Source organism: Priestia sp. TGN 0903, assembly GCF_050846855.1.
GTDB classification, from domain to species: domain Bacteria; phylum Bacillota; class Bacilli; order Bacillales; family Bacillaceae_H; genus Priestia; species Priestia zanthoxyli.
Map to the genome: position 1 here is coordinate 540,751 of NZ_JBOZGL010000004.1, position 17,419 is coordinate 558,169.

At 39.7% G+C, this 17,419-nt stretch carries 18 protein-coding genes and 1 riboswitch; of the genes, 3 read left to right on the forward strand and 15 right to left on the reverse strand.

Annotation, left to right across the window (positions count from 1 at the left end; genetic code table 11):
- Positions 1-224 precede the first annotated feature (224 nt).
- Together hxlA and hxlB are read left to right on the forward strand one after the other, a co-directional pair.
- Positions 225-854: a 3-hexulose-6-phosphate synthase gene (gene hxlA / locus ACRPLY_RS17095; RefSeq protein WP_013055599.1), complete on the forward strand. Its 630-nt coding sequence runs from the start codon at positions 225-227 to the stop codon at positions 852-854.
- A 10-nt stretch (positions 855-864) separates the two neighbouring features.
- On the forward strand, positions 865-1,422 hold the full coding sequence (gene hxlB / locus ACRPLY_RS17100; protein ID WP_013055598.1) for a 6-phospho-3-hexuloisomerase: 558 nt from the start codon (positions 865-867) through the stop codon (positions 1,420-1,422).
- 113 nt (positions 1,423-1,535) lie between these two features.
- On the opposite strand, the gene ACRPLY_RS17105 is transcribed toward hxlB, so the two are convergent.
- The 13 genes from ACRPLY_RS17105 to nei form a co-directional block, all read right to left on the reverse strand.
- Positions 1,536-1,781, reverse strand: a complete 246-nt coding sequence (locus ACRPLY_RS17105) for a ferredoxin (RefSeq protein WP_028412157.1) — start codon at positions 1,779-1,781, stop codon at positions 1,536-1,538.
- A gap of 86 nt (positions 1,782-1,867) precedes the next feature.
- Positions 1,868-2,878, reverse strand: a complete 1,011-nt coding sequence (locus ACRPLY_RS17110) for an ABC transporter substrate-binding protein (RefSeq protein ID WP_033578153.1) — start codon at positions 2,876-2,878, stop codon at positions 1,868-1,870.
- Entirely contained in the window at positions 2,875-3,618 is a 744-nt protein-coding gene (locus ACRPLY_RS17115; protein ID WP_028412155.1) for an ABC transporter permease, read from the reverse strand. Before ACRPLY_RS17115 ends, ACRPLY_RS17110 begins: the two co-directional genes overlap by 4 nt.
- Positions 3,615-4,379, reverse strand: a complete 765-nt coding sequence (locus tag ACRPLY_RS17120; protein WP_028412154.1) for an ABC transporter ATP-binding protein — start codon at positions 4,377-4,379, stop codon at positions 3,615-3,617. Before ACRPLY_RS17120 ends, ACRPLY_RS17115 begins: the two co-directional genes overlap by 4 nt.
- On the reverse strand, positions 4,372-5,043 hold the full coding sequence (tenA, locus tag ACRPLY_RS17125) for a thiaminase II (protein ID WP_432232059.1): 672 nt from the start codon (positions 5,041-5,043) through the stop codon (positions 4,372-4,374). The genes ACRPLY_RS17120 and tenA overlap by 8 nt, the downstream gene beginning before the upstream one ends.
- Before the next feature lie 5 nt (positions 5,044-5,048).
- Positions 5,049-6,326: an acetylornithine deacetylase gene (locus ACRPLY_RS17130; RefSeq protein WP_432232060.1), complete on the reverse strand. Its 1,278-nt coding sequence runs from the start codon at positions 6,324-6,326 to the stop codon at positions 5,049-5,051.
- A 114-nt stretch (positions 6,327-6,440) separates the two neighbouring features.
- Positions 6,441-6,543, reverse strand: a riboswitch (TPP riboswitch).
- A gap of 222 nt (positions 6,544-6,765) precedes the next feature.
- Entirely contained in the window at positions 6,766-7,776 is a 1,011-nt protein-coding gene (locus ACRPLY_RS17135; protein ID WP_047751584.1) for a MupG family TIM beta-alpha barrel fold protein, read from the reverse strand.
- On the reverse strand, positions 7,773-9,134 hold the full coding sequence (locus tag ACRPLY_RS17140) for a PTS transporter subunit EIIC (RefSeq protein ID WP_033578151.1): 1,362 nt from the start codon (positions 9,132-9,134) through the stop codon (positions 7,773-7,775). The genes ACRPLY_RS17135 and ACRPLY_RS17140 overlap by 4 nt, the downstream gene beginning before the upstream one ends.
- A gap of 89 nt (positions 9,135-9,223) precedes the next feature.
- A complete protein-coding gene (locus ACRPLY_RS17145; RefSeq protein WP_033578150.1) occupies positions 9,224-10,078 on the reverse strand; it encodes a MurR/RpiR family transcriptional regulator in 855 nt (284 codons plus the stop codon).
- A 12-nt stretch (positions 10,079-10,090) separates the two neighbouring features.
- Positions 10,091-10,996 carry an N-acetylmuramic acid 6-phosphate etherase gene (gene murQ / locus ACRPLY_RS17150; protein ID WP_028412145.1) on the reverse strand — a complete coding sequence of 302 codons (906 nt, stop codon included), beginning with the start codon at positions 10,994-10,996 and terminating at the stop codon, positions 10,091-10,093.
- Positions 10,997-11,152: 156 nt separating this feature from the next.
- Positions 11,153-12,532, reverse strand: coding sequence for a DUF6612 family protein (locus ACRPLY_RS17155; RefSeq protein ID WP_432232061.1), 1,380 nt, complete (start codon positions 12,530-12,532; stop codon positions 11,153-11,155).
- Between the two features lie 216 nt (positions 12,533-12,748).
- Positions 12,749-13,126 (reverse strand): FAS1-like dehydratase domain-containing protein, encoded by a 378-nt coding sequence (locus tag ACRPLY_RS17160; RefSeq protein ID WP_013055587.1) that lies wholly within the window; start codon positions 13,124-13,126, stop codon positions 12,749-12,751.
- A gap of 104 nt (positions 13,127-13,230) precedes the next feature.
- Entirely contained in the window at positions 13,231-14,049 is an 819-nt protein-coding gene (gene nei / locus ACRPLY_RS17165) for an endonuclease VIII (protein WP_432232062.1), read from the reverse strand.
- A 247-nt stretch (positions 14,050-14,296) separates the two neighbouring features.
- Here nei and ACRPLY_RS17170 point away from each other — a divergent pair, with 247 nt between their 5' ends.
- Complete coding sequence (locus ACRPLY_RS17170) at positions 14,297-15,298, forward strand: DUF3231 family protein (RefSeq protein WP_033578148.1); 1,002 nt, start codon at positions 14,297-14,299, stop codon at positions 15,296-15,298.
- 26 nt (positions 15,299-15,324) lie between these two features.
- Here ACRPLY_RS17170 and ACRPLY_RS17175 read toward each other — a convergent pair whose 3' ends face one another.
- Together ACRPLY_RS17175 and ACRPLY_RS17180 are read right to left on the reverse strand one after the other, a co-directional pair.
- Positions 15,325-16,341 (reverse strand): FecCD family ABC transporter permease, encoded by a 1,017-nt coding sequence (locus ACRPLY_RS17175; protein WP_205663875.1) that lies wholly within the window; start codon positions 16,339-16,341, stop codon positions 15,325-15,327.
- A 6-nt stretch (positions 16,342-16,347) separates the two neighbouring features.
- The gene (locus ACRPLY_RS17180) at positions 16,348-17,382 is read right to left on the reverse strand and encodes a FecCD family ABC transporter permease (protein WP_098999790.1); all 1,035 of its coding nucleotides are present in this window, start codon (positions 17,380-17,382) and stop codon (positions 16,348-16,350) included.
- Positions 17,383-17,419: the final 37 nt, after the last annotated feature.

Below are 17,419 nucleotides of genomic sequence, written 5' to 3' on the forward strand. Positions count from 1 at the left end.
GATGATATTACTCAATATCATCCGCATTTTTAATGAAAATTAAGCGGTTACAAGACTGATATGTCCATTAGTATACTTCTGTATACTATCATTCCCCACACTATTTGTGGGAAAAGTGCGTACTTTTAAGAACCTCAAACTGCGGGTACAATAACTACACCAGCTGCTTTTTATGTAAAAAGGCACAAAAGGTATCTATAGATTTCTGTAAGGAGTGGAGTAGAATGGAATTACAATTAGCATTAGATCTTGTTAATATTTCTCAAGCAAAAGAGGTAGTAAAAGAAGTTGAAGAACATATTGATATCGTGGAAATCGGTACACCTGTTGTAATCAATGAAGGGCTTCGCGCCGTTAAAGAAATTAAAGAAGCATTTCCTAATTTAAAAGTATTAGCTGACCTAAAAATCATGGATGCAGCTGGTTATGAAGTACAGCAAGCTTCTCAAGCTGGAGCAGACATCATTACCATCTTAGGTGTGGCTGAAGATATGTCAATTAAAGGTGCAGTTGAAGAAGCGAAAAAACAAGGTAAAAAAATTCTAGTCGATATGATTGGTGTAAAAGATATTAAAGGACGCGCAAAAGAGCTAGACGAATTTGGCGTTGACTATATCTGCGTACACACAGGATACGATCTTCAAGCAGTTGGTCAAAACTCTTTTGAAGATTTAGTAACAATCAAAAGCGTTGTAAAAAATGCAAAAACAGCCGTTGCTGGCGGCATTAAATTAGAATCTTTACCTGAAGTAGTAAAAGCACAGCCTGATCTTGTTATCGTTGGCGGAGGCATCACGAGCCAAGATGATAAAAAATCAGTTGCTTCTCAAATGAAAGAGCTTATTACAAATTAAGGAGCTTTCTATGCAGACGAGCGAACATTTAAAAACGGTTATGAATGAGCTTTTACAAACAACAGCTCTAATCGCTGACGATGAAGCTGAACAGCTTGTAAATGGCATCATCTCATCTAAAAAAGTGTTTGTCACAGGAGCAGGCCGTTCAGGTCTTATGGGCAAGTCGTTTGCTATGCGTATGATGCATATGGGCATTGATGCTTATGTCATTGGAGAAACCGTGACGTCCACTTTCACGCAGGATGATTTATTAATCATCGGATCAGGTTCTGGCGAAACGAAGAGCTTGATTCCTATTGCTCAAAAAGCAAAAGAACTTGGAGGAAAAGTTGGAGTAGTCACGATTTCCCCCGATTCCACGCTTGGCAAGCTGGCTGACTTCATCGTGAAGCTGCCCGGCGCTCCGAAGGATCAAGAACAAAGCAGTTATCAAACCGTACAGCCTATGGCGTCACTGTTTGAACAAACGCTTCTTCTTTTTTACGATGCGCTGATTCTTCGCTTCATGGAGAAGAAAGAACTTGATACTCATACGATGTACGGAAAGCATGCAAATTTAGAGTAGAAAAAGGTCTTGCCTAGGCAAGACCTTTTTTGTTTTGGAACTTTCTATATAACCAAATATTCACTTATCAGATAACTAAATGTACTTTATCATTATTTATTTTTTCAAAAGCCCTATTCGAATTTTGCTGCATCTCCATAAAACGGCTGCTCTGCAACTTTAATCGAGTCTGTTGGACACCCTTCGTACGCTTCCATCATCTCATCTTGCTGATGTTCAGGAACTTCTTTTGTTCCTTCGTTGTTATCTAATACGGCATAAGCAAGACCTTCTGAATCATAATCATAAAGATCTGGCGCACTCCCTCCACATGCTCCGCAAGCAATACATGTTTCCTTCTCTACTATCGTAAAAGCCATAAAAAAACCTCCTTGACCTTTTCACTTTCTCTTTCAGAAAGTTACGTTCAGTATAAGGAGGTTTTTTTAAATTCGTCTTAAATTATTTACTGAGATTCCCCAATATTCTCAAACATCTCATCTACATTTGGCTTTTTCTTAATTAACCCTGACTCTTTTAACCAGTTAACATTTGATTGCCATGATTCTTTCGTTTGACTGCCGAATCCTTGTTCAGACTTCATTTTTGGAAGTAAGATATTCAAACTTTTTGTTTCCACATCTTTTTCAAGCGGGAAGTTTGATTTATCTTGATTATCTAACAAAATTTGAAGTGATTCTTTTGGATGTTTCTCCGTGTATTCATACCCTTTTGTCGCGGCACGCCAAAACGCTTTAATCGTATCAGAATCTTTTGCCCACGTTTGATCCCCTGTAACGGCCACTAGCTCGTAATAAGATGGCACGCCGTAATCTGACGGATCAATGTCAACCGTTTTGTATCCTTTTTTGTGAAGCAATGGTACTTCGTGGTTAATATACGCACCTATTACAGCATCTACTTTTTTGCTAATCAGCGATGAATTTAACTCAAACCCTACGTCTACTAGTTTTACTTTATTCGGATCTCCTCCATCGCTTTTCACCATTTTCTTTAGAACAGATTCACTTAATGGTGTTCCGCTGTATCCTACTACTTTTCCTTCTAAATCTTTAGGACGCTTAATACCGCTATCTTTCAATGCCACAACCCGGTTTAGCGGAGATCTTACAATCGCTCCTACCGACTTTACCGGCACATCTTCATTTGCTCGTGCCATTGCTACATCAGGCTGATAGTAAAGGCCGAGCGTGACTTTCCCTGCAGCTGCTAAATTAAGCGAGTCTGTTGGATTAGCAGGAAATTGTACTTTTACATTCAGCCCTTCTTTTTTGAAATATCCTTTTTCTTGTGCAGCGTAAATGAAGCTGTGCACTGCATTTGGATACCAATCAAGCATAATTGTAACGTCTTTTAATTTTTTACTGTCACCAGCTTTATTTTCCTTGTCCTGACCGCAAGCAGCGAGCATCAAAACAAGCAGCAGGCTTAAGCTAATCGCAAACCATTTTTTCATTCTGTTTTCCTCCACTTTAATGAACGTTTTTCGAAACCTACTACAATAATAAAAAATAAAATACCAAGCGCGGATAAAATCACAATTGGTGCAAATACACCAGCTGCATCAAACTGTGTCATCATGCGACGACTGAAATATCCTAAGCCTGCTTGCGCACCCAACCATTCCCCAATGGCAGCACCTATTATACTAAAGGTAACCGCTACTTTGAGTCCCGAATAAAAATGAGGCAGTGCAGAAGGAATGTTCAACTTAAAGAAAATATCTTTTTTTGTTGCTCCCATCGTTAACATGAGTTCTTTTAACTCTTTGTTTGTAGAACGAAGCCCGTCAAATGTGCTAACGGTAATGGGAAAAAACGTAATTAATACGGTCACAATCACTTTGCTCCAAATGGAGTAGCCAAACCACAGCACAAATACAGGAGCAATGGCAATGGTCGGAATCATTTGTGACGCAATAATAAGCGGATAAAAAGCACGCTCAATAAGCGGACTCCAATTCATCCACACAGCCAGCAGAACCCCTAGCACAACGGATATTACAAGCCCAATTACGACAATAGATAACGTAGCTGGTAAATGCTTAAACAATAAATCCATTCGCAGCTCCCAAAGCTTCGTTAAAATACCGCTGGGCGTTGGTAAAATAAACGGATAGTTTACAATGCGTGCTCCAATTTCCCAAGCAGCCAGCAAAATGACTACTAAAATCACTGAAGCCCCGTACTTTTTCATGTGTTCACCTTCGATCTTAGCTGTTCAATTAAATAATCTTTCACATCAAGCACTCGCTGTTGATTCAGATCTTTTTGCGTTCGAGGTCTGCTAAGCGGCACTTGAATTTCTTCAAGACAACTTACTGGCTTGTCTGAAAAGATAAAAATGCGATCTGATAAAAAAAGCGCTTCATTGACGTCATGAGTGATAAATAAGATGCTATGCTTACGCTTTTGCCATTGGTCAAGCAGCCATTCCTGCATCGATAAACGTGTGATTGCATCAAGTGCACTAAAAGGCTCATCTAAAAGCAGCACGTTAGAACCGCTTAATACCGTCCGAAGAAAAGAAACGCGCTGCTTCATCCCTCCGGATAAATCACTTGGAAAACGGTTTTCATACCCTTTTAGGCCAAACTCTTCAAGCAGCTGAGACACTTGCTTATGAGCACTTGCTTTTGATACATTGTGAAGCTCAAGAGGCAGTGCTGCATTGTCTAGAATCGTACGCCACGGAAGCAGCAAATCTTGCTGCGGCATATAGCCTACTTTTCCTAGTCGCTTTTCATAAGACTTTCCGTTAATCACGATATCGCCTTCACTCTGCTGTTCAAGACCTGTAATGAGACGAAACAACGTACTTTTCCCAGAGCCGCTCGCTCCAACGATACTGACAAACTCGCCTTCTTTCACGTCTAAGTTTAATGATTTTAAAATCGCTTGATCACCGTTCTTGTACGTAAAACTGACGTTTTGAAAAGATAACACAGACCTATTCATGAATTGGCCACATCGCTTCGTTATAAGCCATATCCCAGAACATATACTCAAAACGCGTCGTATTCAAGAAAATTTCTTCAAGCTTTTCTAATTCCACTTCTGATTTATCTTCAGTAAGTGAGTCAAATAAATTGATACACCATGTCGCCAGTTCTCCAAATTCTTCTGAGCTGTACATTTCAATCCACTCACGGTAAAACTCATTGTTAGCTCCAGGCTTTTCACTAAGTTCTTTTCCTATTTCCCAGTAGCTCCACATACAAGGCAAAAGAGCGGCTACTAATTCAGCTAATGTTCCACTTTGACCAACGTGCAGCATATAGTGCGTGTATGCAAGCGTTGTAGGAGATGGCTGCGCTTTTTCTAATTCTTTTTGGCTGATTTCAAATTTCTTGGCATACTCACGGTGCAGACTCATTTCTTCGTTTAATGTAGAATCTAAAAGGGCTGCAAATTTCCCCATCGTTTGAAGATCGGTAGCTTTCATGGCTCCAATCGCAAATAATTTGGCATAATCAATTAGGTAAAGGTAATCTTGAATCATGTAGAAGCGAAACTTCTCCTTTTCAAGCGTTCCATCTCCCATCCCCTGTACGAAGGGATGATTATGATTTTGACGCCAAATAGGCTGCAGCTTTTCGTATAATCGTTCACTAAATTTCATGATGATCACTCCTTATGCGTATGCAGCCACGTATAAATGAACTGCACTATCACTTTTGTATATTGAACAAGCTGATTAATATCTAATTGTTCGTTCACAGCATGTGCATTTGCTAAATTTCCCGGACCGTAAATAGCGGCGGGAATTCCCGCATCAGCTAGCCATCCCCCGTCTGTTACGCTAGTTGACACATCAATTGGAGGCTTTTTCCCTTCCATTTGTTCATGAGTATTTGCAAGCAGCTGCACTCCTGCATGATTTTCATCAATTTCTAATGACGGAAAGATTTCTCCTCTGTCTTCAATCATTGATGTGCCTCCCCATTCAAAGGTTGGCAGATTATCTTTTAACCATGGATCTGCTTTTGCAATAGCTATAATATATTCTTCCACTTCTTTTGATACTTGGTCGTACGATTCATTAGGATAATAGTGAACGGTGATCCACAGCCTGCATTCATCTGCAATAAAAGCAGCATGTCTTCCGCCTTCGATTACTGCTGGATTAATCGTATTTGTCCCTGGCAAAAATCCTGGATAGCTCTTTGTAACAGCCCAGTGACGCTCCAATTCTTGTAGCCCTCCGATCACTTTTGCCATCTTTTCAATAGCGCTTGCGGCTAACAGCCCTCCTCCAGCATGAATCATACTTCGGCGTGTACCGTCATGATAGGTTTTACTGCTTTTTATCGTAATCCATCCCGTGATCACTCCGCCTTGACCTTGAATATGTAAATCACTTGTATCGACTACAAGCGCAAAATCAGCTGTATACCCTTTCTGACAGCATTGCAGCGTACCTGCCTCTCCTACTTCTTCTCCTACAACGGATTCAAAAATCAAGTCTCCTGGCAGCTCGATTCCTGCTTCTGTTAAAAGCTGCACAGCAAATAATGCTCCCGCCAAACCGCCTTTCATATCAGCAACTCCGCGTCCAATTATCATATTGTCTTTTACAACAGCTTCAAACGGATTGGTTTCCCAATTTTCATTTTCTTGTACCTCAGCAACATCCATATGGCCGTTAATAATCAAGCTTTGATAGTCAGCCGATTTTTGTCCTTTTAACGTTCCCACTACGATAGGGTCGTTAGAATATAAGTCCCACATATCAATGGAAAAACCGCAGTTTTTAAGAAAATCTGCTACGTACAGCTGCGCTTCATGAGAATTTCGTGCAGGAGGCGCTGGCGTTTTATACGAAACAAGCGTTGTTAATAACTGGATTAAATCTCCTTTGCGCTCCTCTACCTGTTTGACAAGCAAATCAATTGTTTCTTTCATGTATGACACCTTCCTTTACGCATAAAAAAACACTTCTTTCGCAGGAAAGAAGTGTTTTTGTTTATGTACACAAAATTATTATAACGAGTTCGTAAGGAAATCCTATACAAAACATCCATTACAATACCTCTTTCCTACGCTAGTATTACCTAGTTCAGGTTATAAGGGTTAAGACTTATCGTCTCTCTCAGCTTCGAAAGCACCCCTAGTGGTGTTGTATCTCTATGAAATTAATCTATTATCATATGTTTACCTGTAATAGTTTTATCATAGTAAAGCGTTTTATTCAATAGAAAGGTTCATGATATGGTAATGAAAATAGTTTCCTTTTTAGTAGTAAAAGAAAAAGCACACACCTTTTTCATGCAGTGTGTGCTCTTTGTTTTTGTGACATTACTAGTTAGCTATTGGCTTCTTTAAAAATACGCCGTTTTTTCCTTCAGACAGTAATAAGCTCAAGCTTTTGCCCCGGTCTCACTAATGAAAGCAGCTCATGATCTTCTTCTATTACATACCCAATCACATTCACATTAGCATTTGCAGACAAATTCCTTTTAGCTATTTGAACCTCTCCTCTGTAACGTCCGTAGCCATCATTGTCCATTGTAATTGCTCCGATTCTGCGTTCTACTGTATGAAATGGCAGCACTGGTTTTACAGATCGTGTATCAACCAAACGCAGAACGTCTCTTGATACATCCGGACGCACGCTGTACGTTCCCTGTATATGAGGTGAACGAATGCGTAGCGGAATAATGCGGTTTTCTTGATATTGAACTAAACGTTTTAATAAATTTGAACTGGCGTATGGATCTCCAATATAAACCTCCGTTACTCCGCATCCGTATAAATCTACTGCAGAGGTAAAAGGACATTTATTACGGTCTTTTTCTCTAGTAGGAAGTCCTTGATAAATAGGTCCTCTCTTTTCGCCTTCTCCAGGAATATAAGCACAAACTGGAATACGAAGTTCATTAAATAAATCTGTTTGCTGTTGAAAAAACGTTTCTTCAAGCCCTGTTTCAGGCCGCGGATAAAAATTATGCCAAGCAAGCAGCTGATGATGATGAAGGCCTGCAGATAATAGCGCTTCTATTTCTAGTTTTGACACTGTACTTGCATTAAGGGCAATATAAAACTCATCCGCAAGTAAAATCGTTTCTTCTACGCTAAAGCCATCGTCTAGTCTAATACCTGATACGCCAAGTGAAGATAGAGTCATAAGGCTTTCGATACCTAAATGAACCGGTGTATGCTTAGATACATCTGCATACACGCTTATTCCACAATCTCTAGCCACATGAAGCAATTCTTTTGCCCGTTCAGCTAAATCTCCTTTTTCCTCTGGAATGTGAAGTGAAGTGAATGCGCGTGTAACGCCGCATTCACTCGCTTCTACTAATCTTTGTTTGGCATCTCTATCGTTCAAATAAAACGAAATGCCAATCATTCAAACTCCCTCGCCATTTCATCGTTAAATCCAAAGAAATAGGTACAAATAAAGCCTGCTGCGTAAGCAATAACTAATCCAAGTAAATAAAGAAGAATTTGATGCGCATGAACTAAAAACGTAAGCGGCAAACCCGATACTCCCACTGCTACAGTTGCAATATGGAAGTGCGCCTGAAATGCTCCGCCGATTCCTGCTCCAAGACAAGCGGTTAAGAATGGACGCCCTAAAGGAAGTGTGACTCCAAAAATAAGCGGCTCTCCGATTCCGAGCAGCCCTGAAGGAAGTGCGCCTCCAATTGCTCGCTTTAAGCGTTTTTTCTTTGTTTTGATATAAATAGCAAAAGCTGCACCAACCTGACCGGCTCCGCCCATTGCTAGTATAGGAAGAAGCGGATCATCTCCAATCGAATTAATAAGCTCTAAATGGACCGGAGTAAGACCTTGATGCAGTCCTGTAATAACGAGCGGCAAAAACGTTGCCCCTAAAACAAAGCCTGCTACAACTCCTCCAACCTCTAAAACTCCTAAAAGACCTTTTGTGATTCCATCTGAAATGAAGCCGCCGATTGGCATGAATACCACATACGTAATAATTCCTGTAATTAACACCGTAACGGTTGGTGTAATAATAATATCCAGTGACTGTGGGACAAATTTACGTACTCGTTTTTCTAACACGGCCATAAAGATTGCTGCAAGCAGCACTCCTATTAAGCCCCCACGCCCCGGCAAAAGTGCTTCACCAAAAAGTTTAATATCAGCTACGGCAGGATTAATGACTAAAATGCCCGCTAAGCCTCCTAGAGCTGGCGAACCACCAAATTCTTTTGCTGCATTAATACCTACTAAAATACCCAGATAGGCAAATAAACCGCTTCCGATAACGGTTAAAAGAATAGCAATCTGTGAATCTGCCGGAAGCCACTTCGCCTGCACAGCTGCTTTTGTCACTCCGGTAATAAGTCCAGATGCTACAAGAGCAGGTATTAACGGAATAAAAATACTTGCAATTCGGCGAAGCAACAGCTTAAACGGAGTTGCATTTTTTTCTTTCAGCTCCGATTTCCGCTGTGCTGCACGATCTTCTAAGTTAATACCGCCGGATTCATCAATTAACTTTCCAAATTCTTCTGTTACTTTGTTCACTTTGCCCGGCCCAATAATGATTTGCAGCGTTTCTTCTTCCACTAATCCGAGCACGCCTTCAAGTTTTCGTATATCTGCCTTTTTAACAATTGAATCATCTTTTATAGTCACACGCAGCCGCGTCATACAATGCGTATACGCTTCAATATTGGATGCTCCCCCAAGCATCTCCAAAACAGCCTTTGCTAATTGATGATTATCTAAAGACATGTTAATCCCCCTTTGTATTTTCCTCTTAGATGGATACGCCACTGAGGAAACAGACCACAAAATCCCCTTTTTGTAATCGTTTTCTTTTTTTATTTCTTATCTTTCAAAAACTGAATGGCATCTCTTGTTTTGTCAATATACTCAATCGTCTGGTCGTACTGCTGCGCTGCAATACTTAAAAATAAAACATCAATCACATAAAGCTGGGCTAAACGAGACGATGTTGCTGCGCTTCGAAACGGCGCTTCTTGAGAATAAGACGTATACAAACAAATATCTGCTAAAGACGAAACGGTAGACTGTCCGTACTTAGTTAAGCTAATCGTCTTTACTCCGCGATTTTTAGCTAAAGATAAGACGTTGCTTACTTCAGGAGTCTCTCCTGAAAAAGAAATACCCACAACTACATCGTCTTTACTTGCATTTGCGATGAGTGTAGCTGCTAAATGGCTATCCGCAAAAGCCGTCGCATTTTTATTAATTCGAAGAAATTTTTGCTGCGCATCTATAGCAATAATATGTGAAGCACCAATTCCGAAAAAATGAATGTTTTTTGCTCCAATCAGCGCCAAAACAGCCCGCTCTACTTCTTTATAATTCACAAGCTCAGCCGTATCACTTAGACTTTGAATGCTGTTGCTTGCCGTTTTTTTGACAATAGATTGAATTGTTTCATTTGTTTCAATATCACGGTATCCTTGTTCTGTATCTTTAGCTAAATCACCGGCTACTCTAACCTTTAATTCTTGAAAGCCGCTAACCCCGATAGATTTACACAAACGAATAACAGCAGCACTGCTCGCATTCGCTAGTCTTCCTAGTTCCCCAGCCGTACTGTTTACCACAGTATGCGGGTTGTTTAAAATATATTCAGCAATTTTCCGCTCCGAATCTGGAAGCTTAGCCACCGTGTTTTTAATCATTGTTAATCCGCCTGTTGACATCGTTTCTCTCCTTTATACGTAATGTTCAATCGCTTTTCTCACATACCCCCCCGCATTATTCAGTAACATCTTTGCGGTGTCGTAATTTTCATTTGTTTTGATCATAACCACTGCTGTTTTTACCTCATTATTTGCTTCTTCAAGCGTTTGACTTGCTCGCTCGTAAGAAACACCTGTAATTTTACAAATAATACCTATCGCTCGTTCCTTAAGCTTTTCATTACTCACATGAACATCTATCATTAAATTTTCATATGCTTTTCCTACTTTAATCATGGCCGCGGTAGAAATCATGTTGAGAATCATTTTATGAGCGCTTGCTGCTTTTAACCTTGTGGAACCTGTTAGCACTTCTGGACCTACTACTACCTCGATGCTATGATCTGCTTCTTTTCCAATAAGTGAATTACCATTGCAAGACAGCGCCACTGTTTTAGCTTTTACAGATTTTGCATATTTCAATGCACCAATCACATAAGGCGTACGTCCGCTTGCAGCAATTCCAATGACTGTGTCTCGTTCATTTAAATGTATTTTTTGTAAATCTGCTGCTCCCAATTCTTCTTTATCTTCTGCACCTTCAACTGCTTTCACAAATGCTTTTTCTCCTCCAGCCATCAGTCCCTGTACCTGATTGGGATTGGTACTGAAAGTAGGCGGGCATTCAACAGCATCCAATACTCCCAGCCGTCCGCTTGTTCCTGCTCCGACATAAATAAGCCGCCCTTCCTTTTGAAACGATTCGCTTACAAACTCAACTGCTACCTCTACGTCTGGAAGTACCTCTTGCACAGCCAGCGCCACTTTTTGATCTTCTTTATTCATTACGTTTAAAATTTCTTTTGTACTAGCCGTATCTATCTTCATGGTCTGCTCGTTTTGAGACTCTGTTGTTAATAACGTAAGCTGTTCATTCATCTTTTCGGCCCCTTTTTCATCATGTAGTGAAGTTATGGTTATTATAATTCGTTTAAAATATAATTTCAATAATTTATTTTATTTTTTGAAATTATATTTTAAAACAACATAAAAAAAGATTTCAGGCATATAGCTGAAATCCTTTTTTATGTGTATTTATGATTGTTGAGCAAATGTTAACAGATACTCATCTTGCATTAAAACTTCGTAATCTTTTTCACCATTTCTTACGACGTGTACAGGGACTGTTTTTGCCGGAAGTAATTCAACTGGCTCACGATAGCGTTTTGCTACTCTGTCAATAAGTTCGTTTACTAACTGCTCGTTACTCAGCTCACCCGCCTGATATTTTTCTGCAAGTGGTGTCATGACTTCCGCTAATACACTTGCATCGTTAAATCCTTGAATTTCGACTTGTACGACGTACGCACCATCTTCAGCACTATACGCTGCATCTTTAATGGTATATTTTGTAGATGAAAGAGCTTTTAGAAAAGCGCTGCTTACTTCGTTTAACTGCTCATCGGTTATATTTGAGCTCAATGATGATAAAGCCCCTTTAAAATTCGTTTCAAAAAACTCTACAAACGAACTCTTTTGGAACTCCCCTTTTTCTTTTACCTGTTTCTTATCTTGCTGATTCGGATGTTTAGCAACAAATTGATCTGTATTTTGATAAACAGTGGCTTGAATTAAAGCATCCACGTATTGTCCCGCTTCCTTGGCATAGGCAGCCTGCTTTTCTTTACTTGGCGTTTCGGTGCTGCTACCATTAGAAGCAGCAGCGGCTTTTGCTTCCACTTTTGGTTTTGTTACATTGTCTAATTGGTTATATGTATACGTATACGTTTGCTTAGACTTTGAGTTTTCTGTTTTTCCGTCTACTTTAACTGAATACGACTGATTTTTTACTACTTTCTTTATTTGCTTCGTTTCTTTATCAATTGTCACAATAAGCGAAAAATCTTTTCCTTTAATTTGGTCAAGGTCTACAGCAGTATCGCTGCCTTGATTTGTTATTTTATAATAAGCTTTAGCATCACCTGCTACAATTTTTTGCTTTTTGTCTTTGTCTCCGTTAAATGTTAATACATACTCTTTGCCTTTTTCGGTGACGTCAAATTCATTTGGAAGATTTTCATCATATTTTTGGTAGTAGCGTATTGGATTTTGTTGAAGCTCCCTAGCGTTATTAATTAAAGCCTTAACGTACTTTTTTTCTTCTCCCTGTACTTTTGTGCTTTCTTCTCCAGCCACAGCTAACGTTTCATCACCGTCATGATACATCTTCAATTCTTCGCCGTTCATTTTTGTGTTAATGTAACCTGCTTTACTTTTAAAATCAAACTCTTGTACTCCGTTGACTTTGTAACCAGACGATCCTTCTTCTTTCCCATTGACTTTCACTTGAACATTTTTCACCTTTTCTTGTGCTTCTTTCACGTCACCCGTTAATTCCTCTGAAGACGGCATCCCACATGCCGAAAGCAATAGAGCGAATGATAGTGCTAAGCCGGTATTCATTATTTTTTTCATCTAAGAAACTCCTTTTTGAATATTTTTCTAAAAATAAGAATCTATGTACTTAGTAAATACACATTTTTACCATTTACGAAACTCAACTTTACTAAATTACCATATTTACATTTAAATGGTAACCAACAAAAGAAGGAAATTGCACAATAAAAAAAGTCACGAATCCGTGACTTTTCTAACAACCTTCATAACTTATTTTTTGTTAGCGCTTTAATTTCAATCTCTTATAATTCCATTACTTGTCCCTATCAGTACTTCTTTACCTTGTTGATTTCGATACACTGATTTGATTTTCACTTTTTGAAAACCATCTGCTTTTTCTACTTCAGTTAATATGCATTCACAGGTAACTGTATCTCCTGCAAAAACTGGACGAAGAAATTCACTCACCATTTCTCTTGCAATGTAGTTTAAGTCTCCCCCTATCTTTGTCCCAATACTAGCAGTCATAAGCCCATGTACCATTAGCCGCCCTTTTTCGTCACGTTCTATATGATGTTTGCCCCGGTCTCCAGTCATCTCCGCAAACTGCATGATTTCTTCCTCTTGAAACGTTCTTTGCCACGTAAATGTATCTCCTGCTTTACATTCCATCTTATCCCTCCCCTTAAGATTATGACTTTACTTTTTAACTATATCACAAAAATGAACAGTCATTCATTTTCACATCAAAAAAATAGCAGAATAAATATATCCTGCTATTTCTGACAAGTAGGACAGTAATAAAGCCTTCTAGAAGCAGCTTGGACTTTTAGAATAGGCGTGCCGTCAATTCGACAAGCTTCTCCTTCACGGTTAAAAACCCAGTGGCGGTATGCAGAGCGCTTTTGCCCTTTCTTTTTTAACGATTCAGCAAGCTTTACATCATTTGTAATGCCACCTGTTTTATAGGACTGTTTTACAAGAGAAATGGTTGCTTCAGCTGCCTTTTTAAGCTGTTCTTCCGTGCAGTCTATGGGACGAGCTGCAGGGTTAATTCCCGCTACAAATAGGATTTCACTGCGCAAGTAATTGCCAATCCCAGCTATAAAGCTTTGGTCTAGCAGCAGCGATGCCCACTTTCTACGATAAAATGGTTTAGAATAAAAACGGTCTAAAAGCTCACCTGCCGTTACTTCTTCACTTAAGATATCAGGACCAACCCTTGATACAAAAGGATGAGCTGGAACTTCTTCATCACGCAATACTTCAATATCAGAAGCGCTATAAAGCAGCGCTGATTTTTTTTCATTATGAATTGCAAGGCGCAGCTGTCTGTTTGTAGATGGATAATTGTAAGATGAACGAACATACCATTTTCCATAAAGCTGATTATGTGAGTAAATGGTATAGCCGTTGTCAAAACGAATAAGCATAGCTTTTCCTTTTGTATCTACTCTCTCAATACGAGCTCCTGTTAATACTTCTTCATAATGTTGCAAAGATGGAAAAGCAAACCATACCTCGCGAACGGGAAGACCGATAATCGCTTTTTCCACTTCGTCGGCTGCTCGTCTAATTTCTGGACCTTCTGGCATATAATGAAACTCCTTTCTTGCCTAACTTTCTTCATTTATTATTTCGGTTTTATTTCTGCTTTGCAAGAAAGAAGCGGTTGAGCTCTTCTTTTGCTAAAAGAACCTTTAAATTATGCATGACGTTTACTCTTATAGTAAAATGTTGATACCTTTTTTACTTTCTATAGTGTTTATCTTACTTCCTTTGACTTATACTAGTTGGTAACCTTTTAGAAACTTGTTAATTACTTAGCATGAGGAGTTTATTATGAATAATCAATCATTTTCTCCACTATCAGCCGCTGAGATGGCTGTTATTTGGAAGCAATATATGAACGATAAAGCGATTTCTTGTATGCTCAAACAATTTCTTTGTCATGTAGACGATTTAGAGATTCAAAAAGCGATTCAAGGTACACTGCATATCACAACAAAAAACAGTGATGCGCTCACTGCTATCTTTTTAAAAGAAAATATGCCAATCCCGCTTGGTTTCGGAGAAGAAGACCTTGACGCTGAAGCTCCAAAATTATTTTCGGATTCTTTTTATTTGCTTTATTTAAAGCATATTTCAAATGTCCTTCTGCTGTCAGCAACTACGGGCGTCGATGTTGCCGCAAGAAATGATGTACGATCTTTTTTTCGCAGCTTGCTGCTAAAAGCGGAAAAGCTCAATCAAACGATTACAGATTTGTTGTTAGAAAAACAAATTTTTATAGAACTGCCTCCCATTCCCATTGCAGATGCGTCTGATATGAACGATAAAGAACTCTTCTTAGGAAGCTATTTTGATGAAAAGCGGCCGTTAACCGTCATTGAAATTTCTCATATCGTGTCAAGCATACAGACGAACTTAATTGCAAAGGATTTAATTTTAGGGTTTGCTCAAACAGCTCCTTCTCAGGACATTCAGGCTTTTTTATTAAAGGGTAGAGAGCTTGTGCAGCAGCATATTGAATCCCTGTCACAACCGCTAATGGTAGAAAACATACCGGTCACAATGAAGTGGGATTACGGAGTAGAAAAGTCTTCTGTTCCTCCATTTTCAGAAAAACTCATGATGTTTCACCTAGCTGCGATGATTACTGAAAATGTACGTGGCTACGGGCTTGCGATGTCAACAAGCCCCCGTTTAGATCTCGCTTTAAACTATACAAACTTCACGACTGAAATTTTGGAATATGCCAAAGAAGTATCAAGAATAAGTATTGAACAAGGATGGCTAGAAGAGCCTCCGCATATCCCATTTCCCAAAATTCACTTGGAATAAAAATAAGCTCGCGCTAAAGCGCGAGCTTATTTTTTAGATTCTCTCCACAGTAAATAAAGAAAATACGGAGCGCCGATAATGCCAATGATTAATCCGGCCGGAATTTCAATCGGAGGAGCAATTCCTCTCCCAATCAAATCTGCTGCTAGTACAAACAAAGCTCCAAGTAAAGCGGCTGTAGGAATCAGTTGTTTATGTCTCGGTCCCACTAACCGTTTGGCCACATGAGGAATAATAAGCCCTACAAAGCCAATGGTGCCAACAACCGATACAACAGCAGCCGTCATTGCCACTGCGCTTGCTAGTAATACTAGACGAATTAACTCTACTCTAGCCCCTAGTCCTCGAGCCACTTCATCACCTAAATGAATTAAATCTAATCGGGCAGCTAACAGCCAAATCAGCGGTAGTAATATAACAATCCAAGGAAGTAAACCAATCAATTGATCCCATGTTCTTCCCCATAAGCTGCCGCTCAGCCAAATCAGTGCCGCATTCACGTTTGGGTTTGCTTTTGAAATTAACAAGTGAATACCGGATGAACAAAAAGCGCTGACCGCTACACCTATTAATGCAAATCGAATAGGCTCTACTCCTTTTTTATAAGCAAGCAAATAGACGATTACGAAGACAAAGGAGCCTCCTGCAAACGCAGCGACTGATAAAACAGACGGACTTGCTAAAGGCAGTAAAATAGTGACTGCAACAGCAGCTAACCCTGATCCGCTTGAAAGACCTAATGTATCTGGACTAGCGAGCGGATTTCTCATAATAGACTGTACGACGACTCCGGACACAGCTAGGCCGATCCCGGTTAAAATAGCCAGCAAAATACGAGGCAGGCGAAATTCTACCAAAATAGACGTCAAGTCAGGATCGCCAATGCCAATAAAAGACGTAATAATATCTAAAGGAGGTATGTTAATGTCTCCTAAGCTAAGGCTTATCACGCTCAGCGCTATAATTAAGACAGAAAGAATGATAAACAGGCCGACAGACTTGAATCGAGATGGCTGCTTTTTTGTTTTATTGACAGTCTGCATATATACTCATGCCTTCCTTTCTGTTTTTTTGCGTCTCGCTAAGTAAATAAAGTACGGTGTTCCAAGAAGTGCTGTCACTGCACCTACAGGGGTCTCATACGGGTATGTAATAAATCGCGACAATACGTCTGCTAATAGTAATAAAGATGCACCAAGCAGCGCGCTCATTGGCAAAACAACTCGGTAATCTACACCTATTAAATAACGCACCATATGGGGAACAACAAGCCCTACAAAGCCAATGGGACCCGCAATCGCCACTGAAACACCTGCTAATACAATCACAACAACTGCAGTGAACGCTCTAATGGCAAAGACTCGCTGCCCGAGTCCTCTAGCTACATCATCTCCTAAAGATAACAAAGAAGACGCTCTTCCCAGACCAAACGCAACAAGCAGACCTACAATGCTAAAAGGAAGCAACACGTGAACATGTCCCCAGTCCCGCCCAATAACTGAGCCGGTGAGCCAGAACATAACGCCTTCTGTTTTGCTTTCATTAAAAATTAGCAGCGTTTGTGTAAGAGACATAAGCATACCTTGTATAGCGACACCCGTTAAAGCAAGCTTTACATCGCTGTCTCCTCCTTTAATCAACGAACTCATGACGTAGACAATAACAGCAGCAAAGGCGCCTCCTAAAAATGCTCCAAACACCCCGCCAATCATGCTTACACCTGGCACTAAAACCGTTAAAAATACCATTGCCGCTGATGCCCCGGCATTAATACCAAAAATACCAGGAGAAGCTAATGGGTTTCTAGTTAATGCTTGCATCAACGCTCCGGCGACAGCCAAATTAGCACCAACAAATGCCGTGACCAATAAGCGAGGCATGCGGACAGTTTGAATAATTGATTGTTCTTTTGATCCGTCAAAATCTAGTAAAGCTTGCTTAATCGTCCCAAAAGAAATATGTATAGAACCGATGGAAATAGATAAAAACATAGAAATCAGTAAAAGAATGATAACAGCAAGAAAAATAGCTATTATGCGAAGTGGAGATTTGTTTCTTTTGGATAAACCGTGAACAGCTTTCATAGTAGACTGCGCCTCCTTCCATTTGAAAGTTCAATAA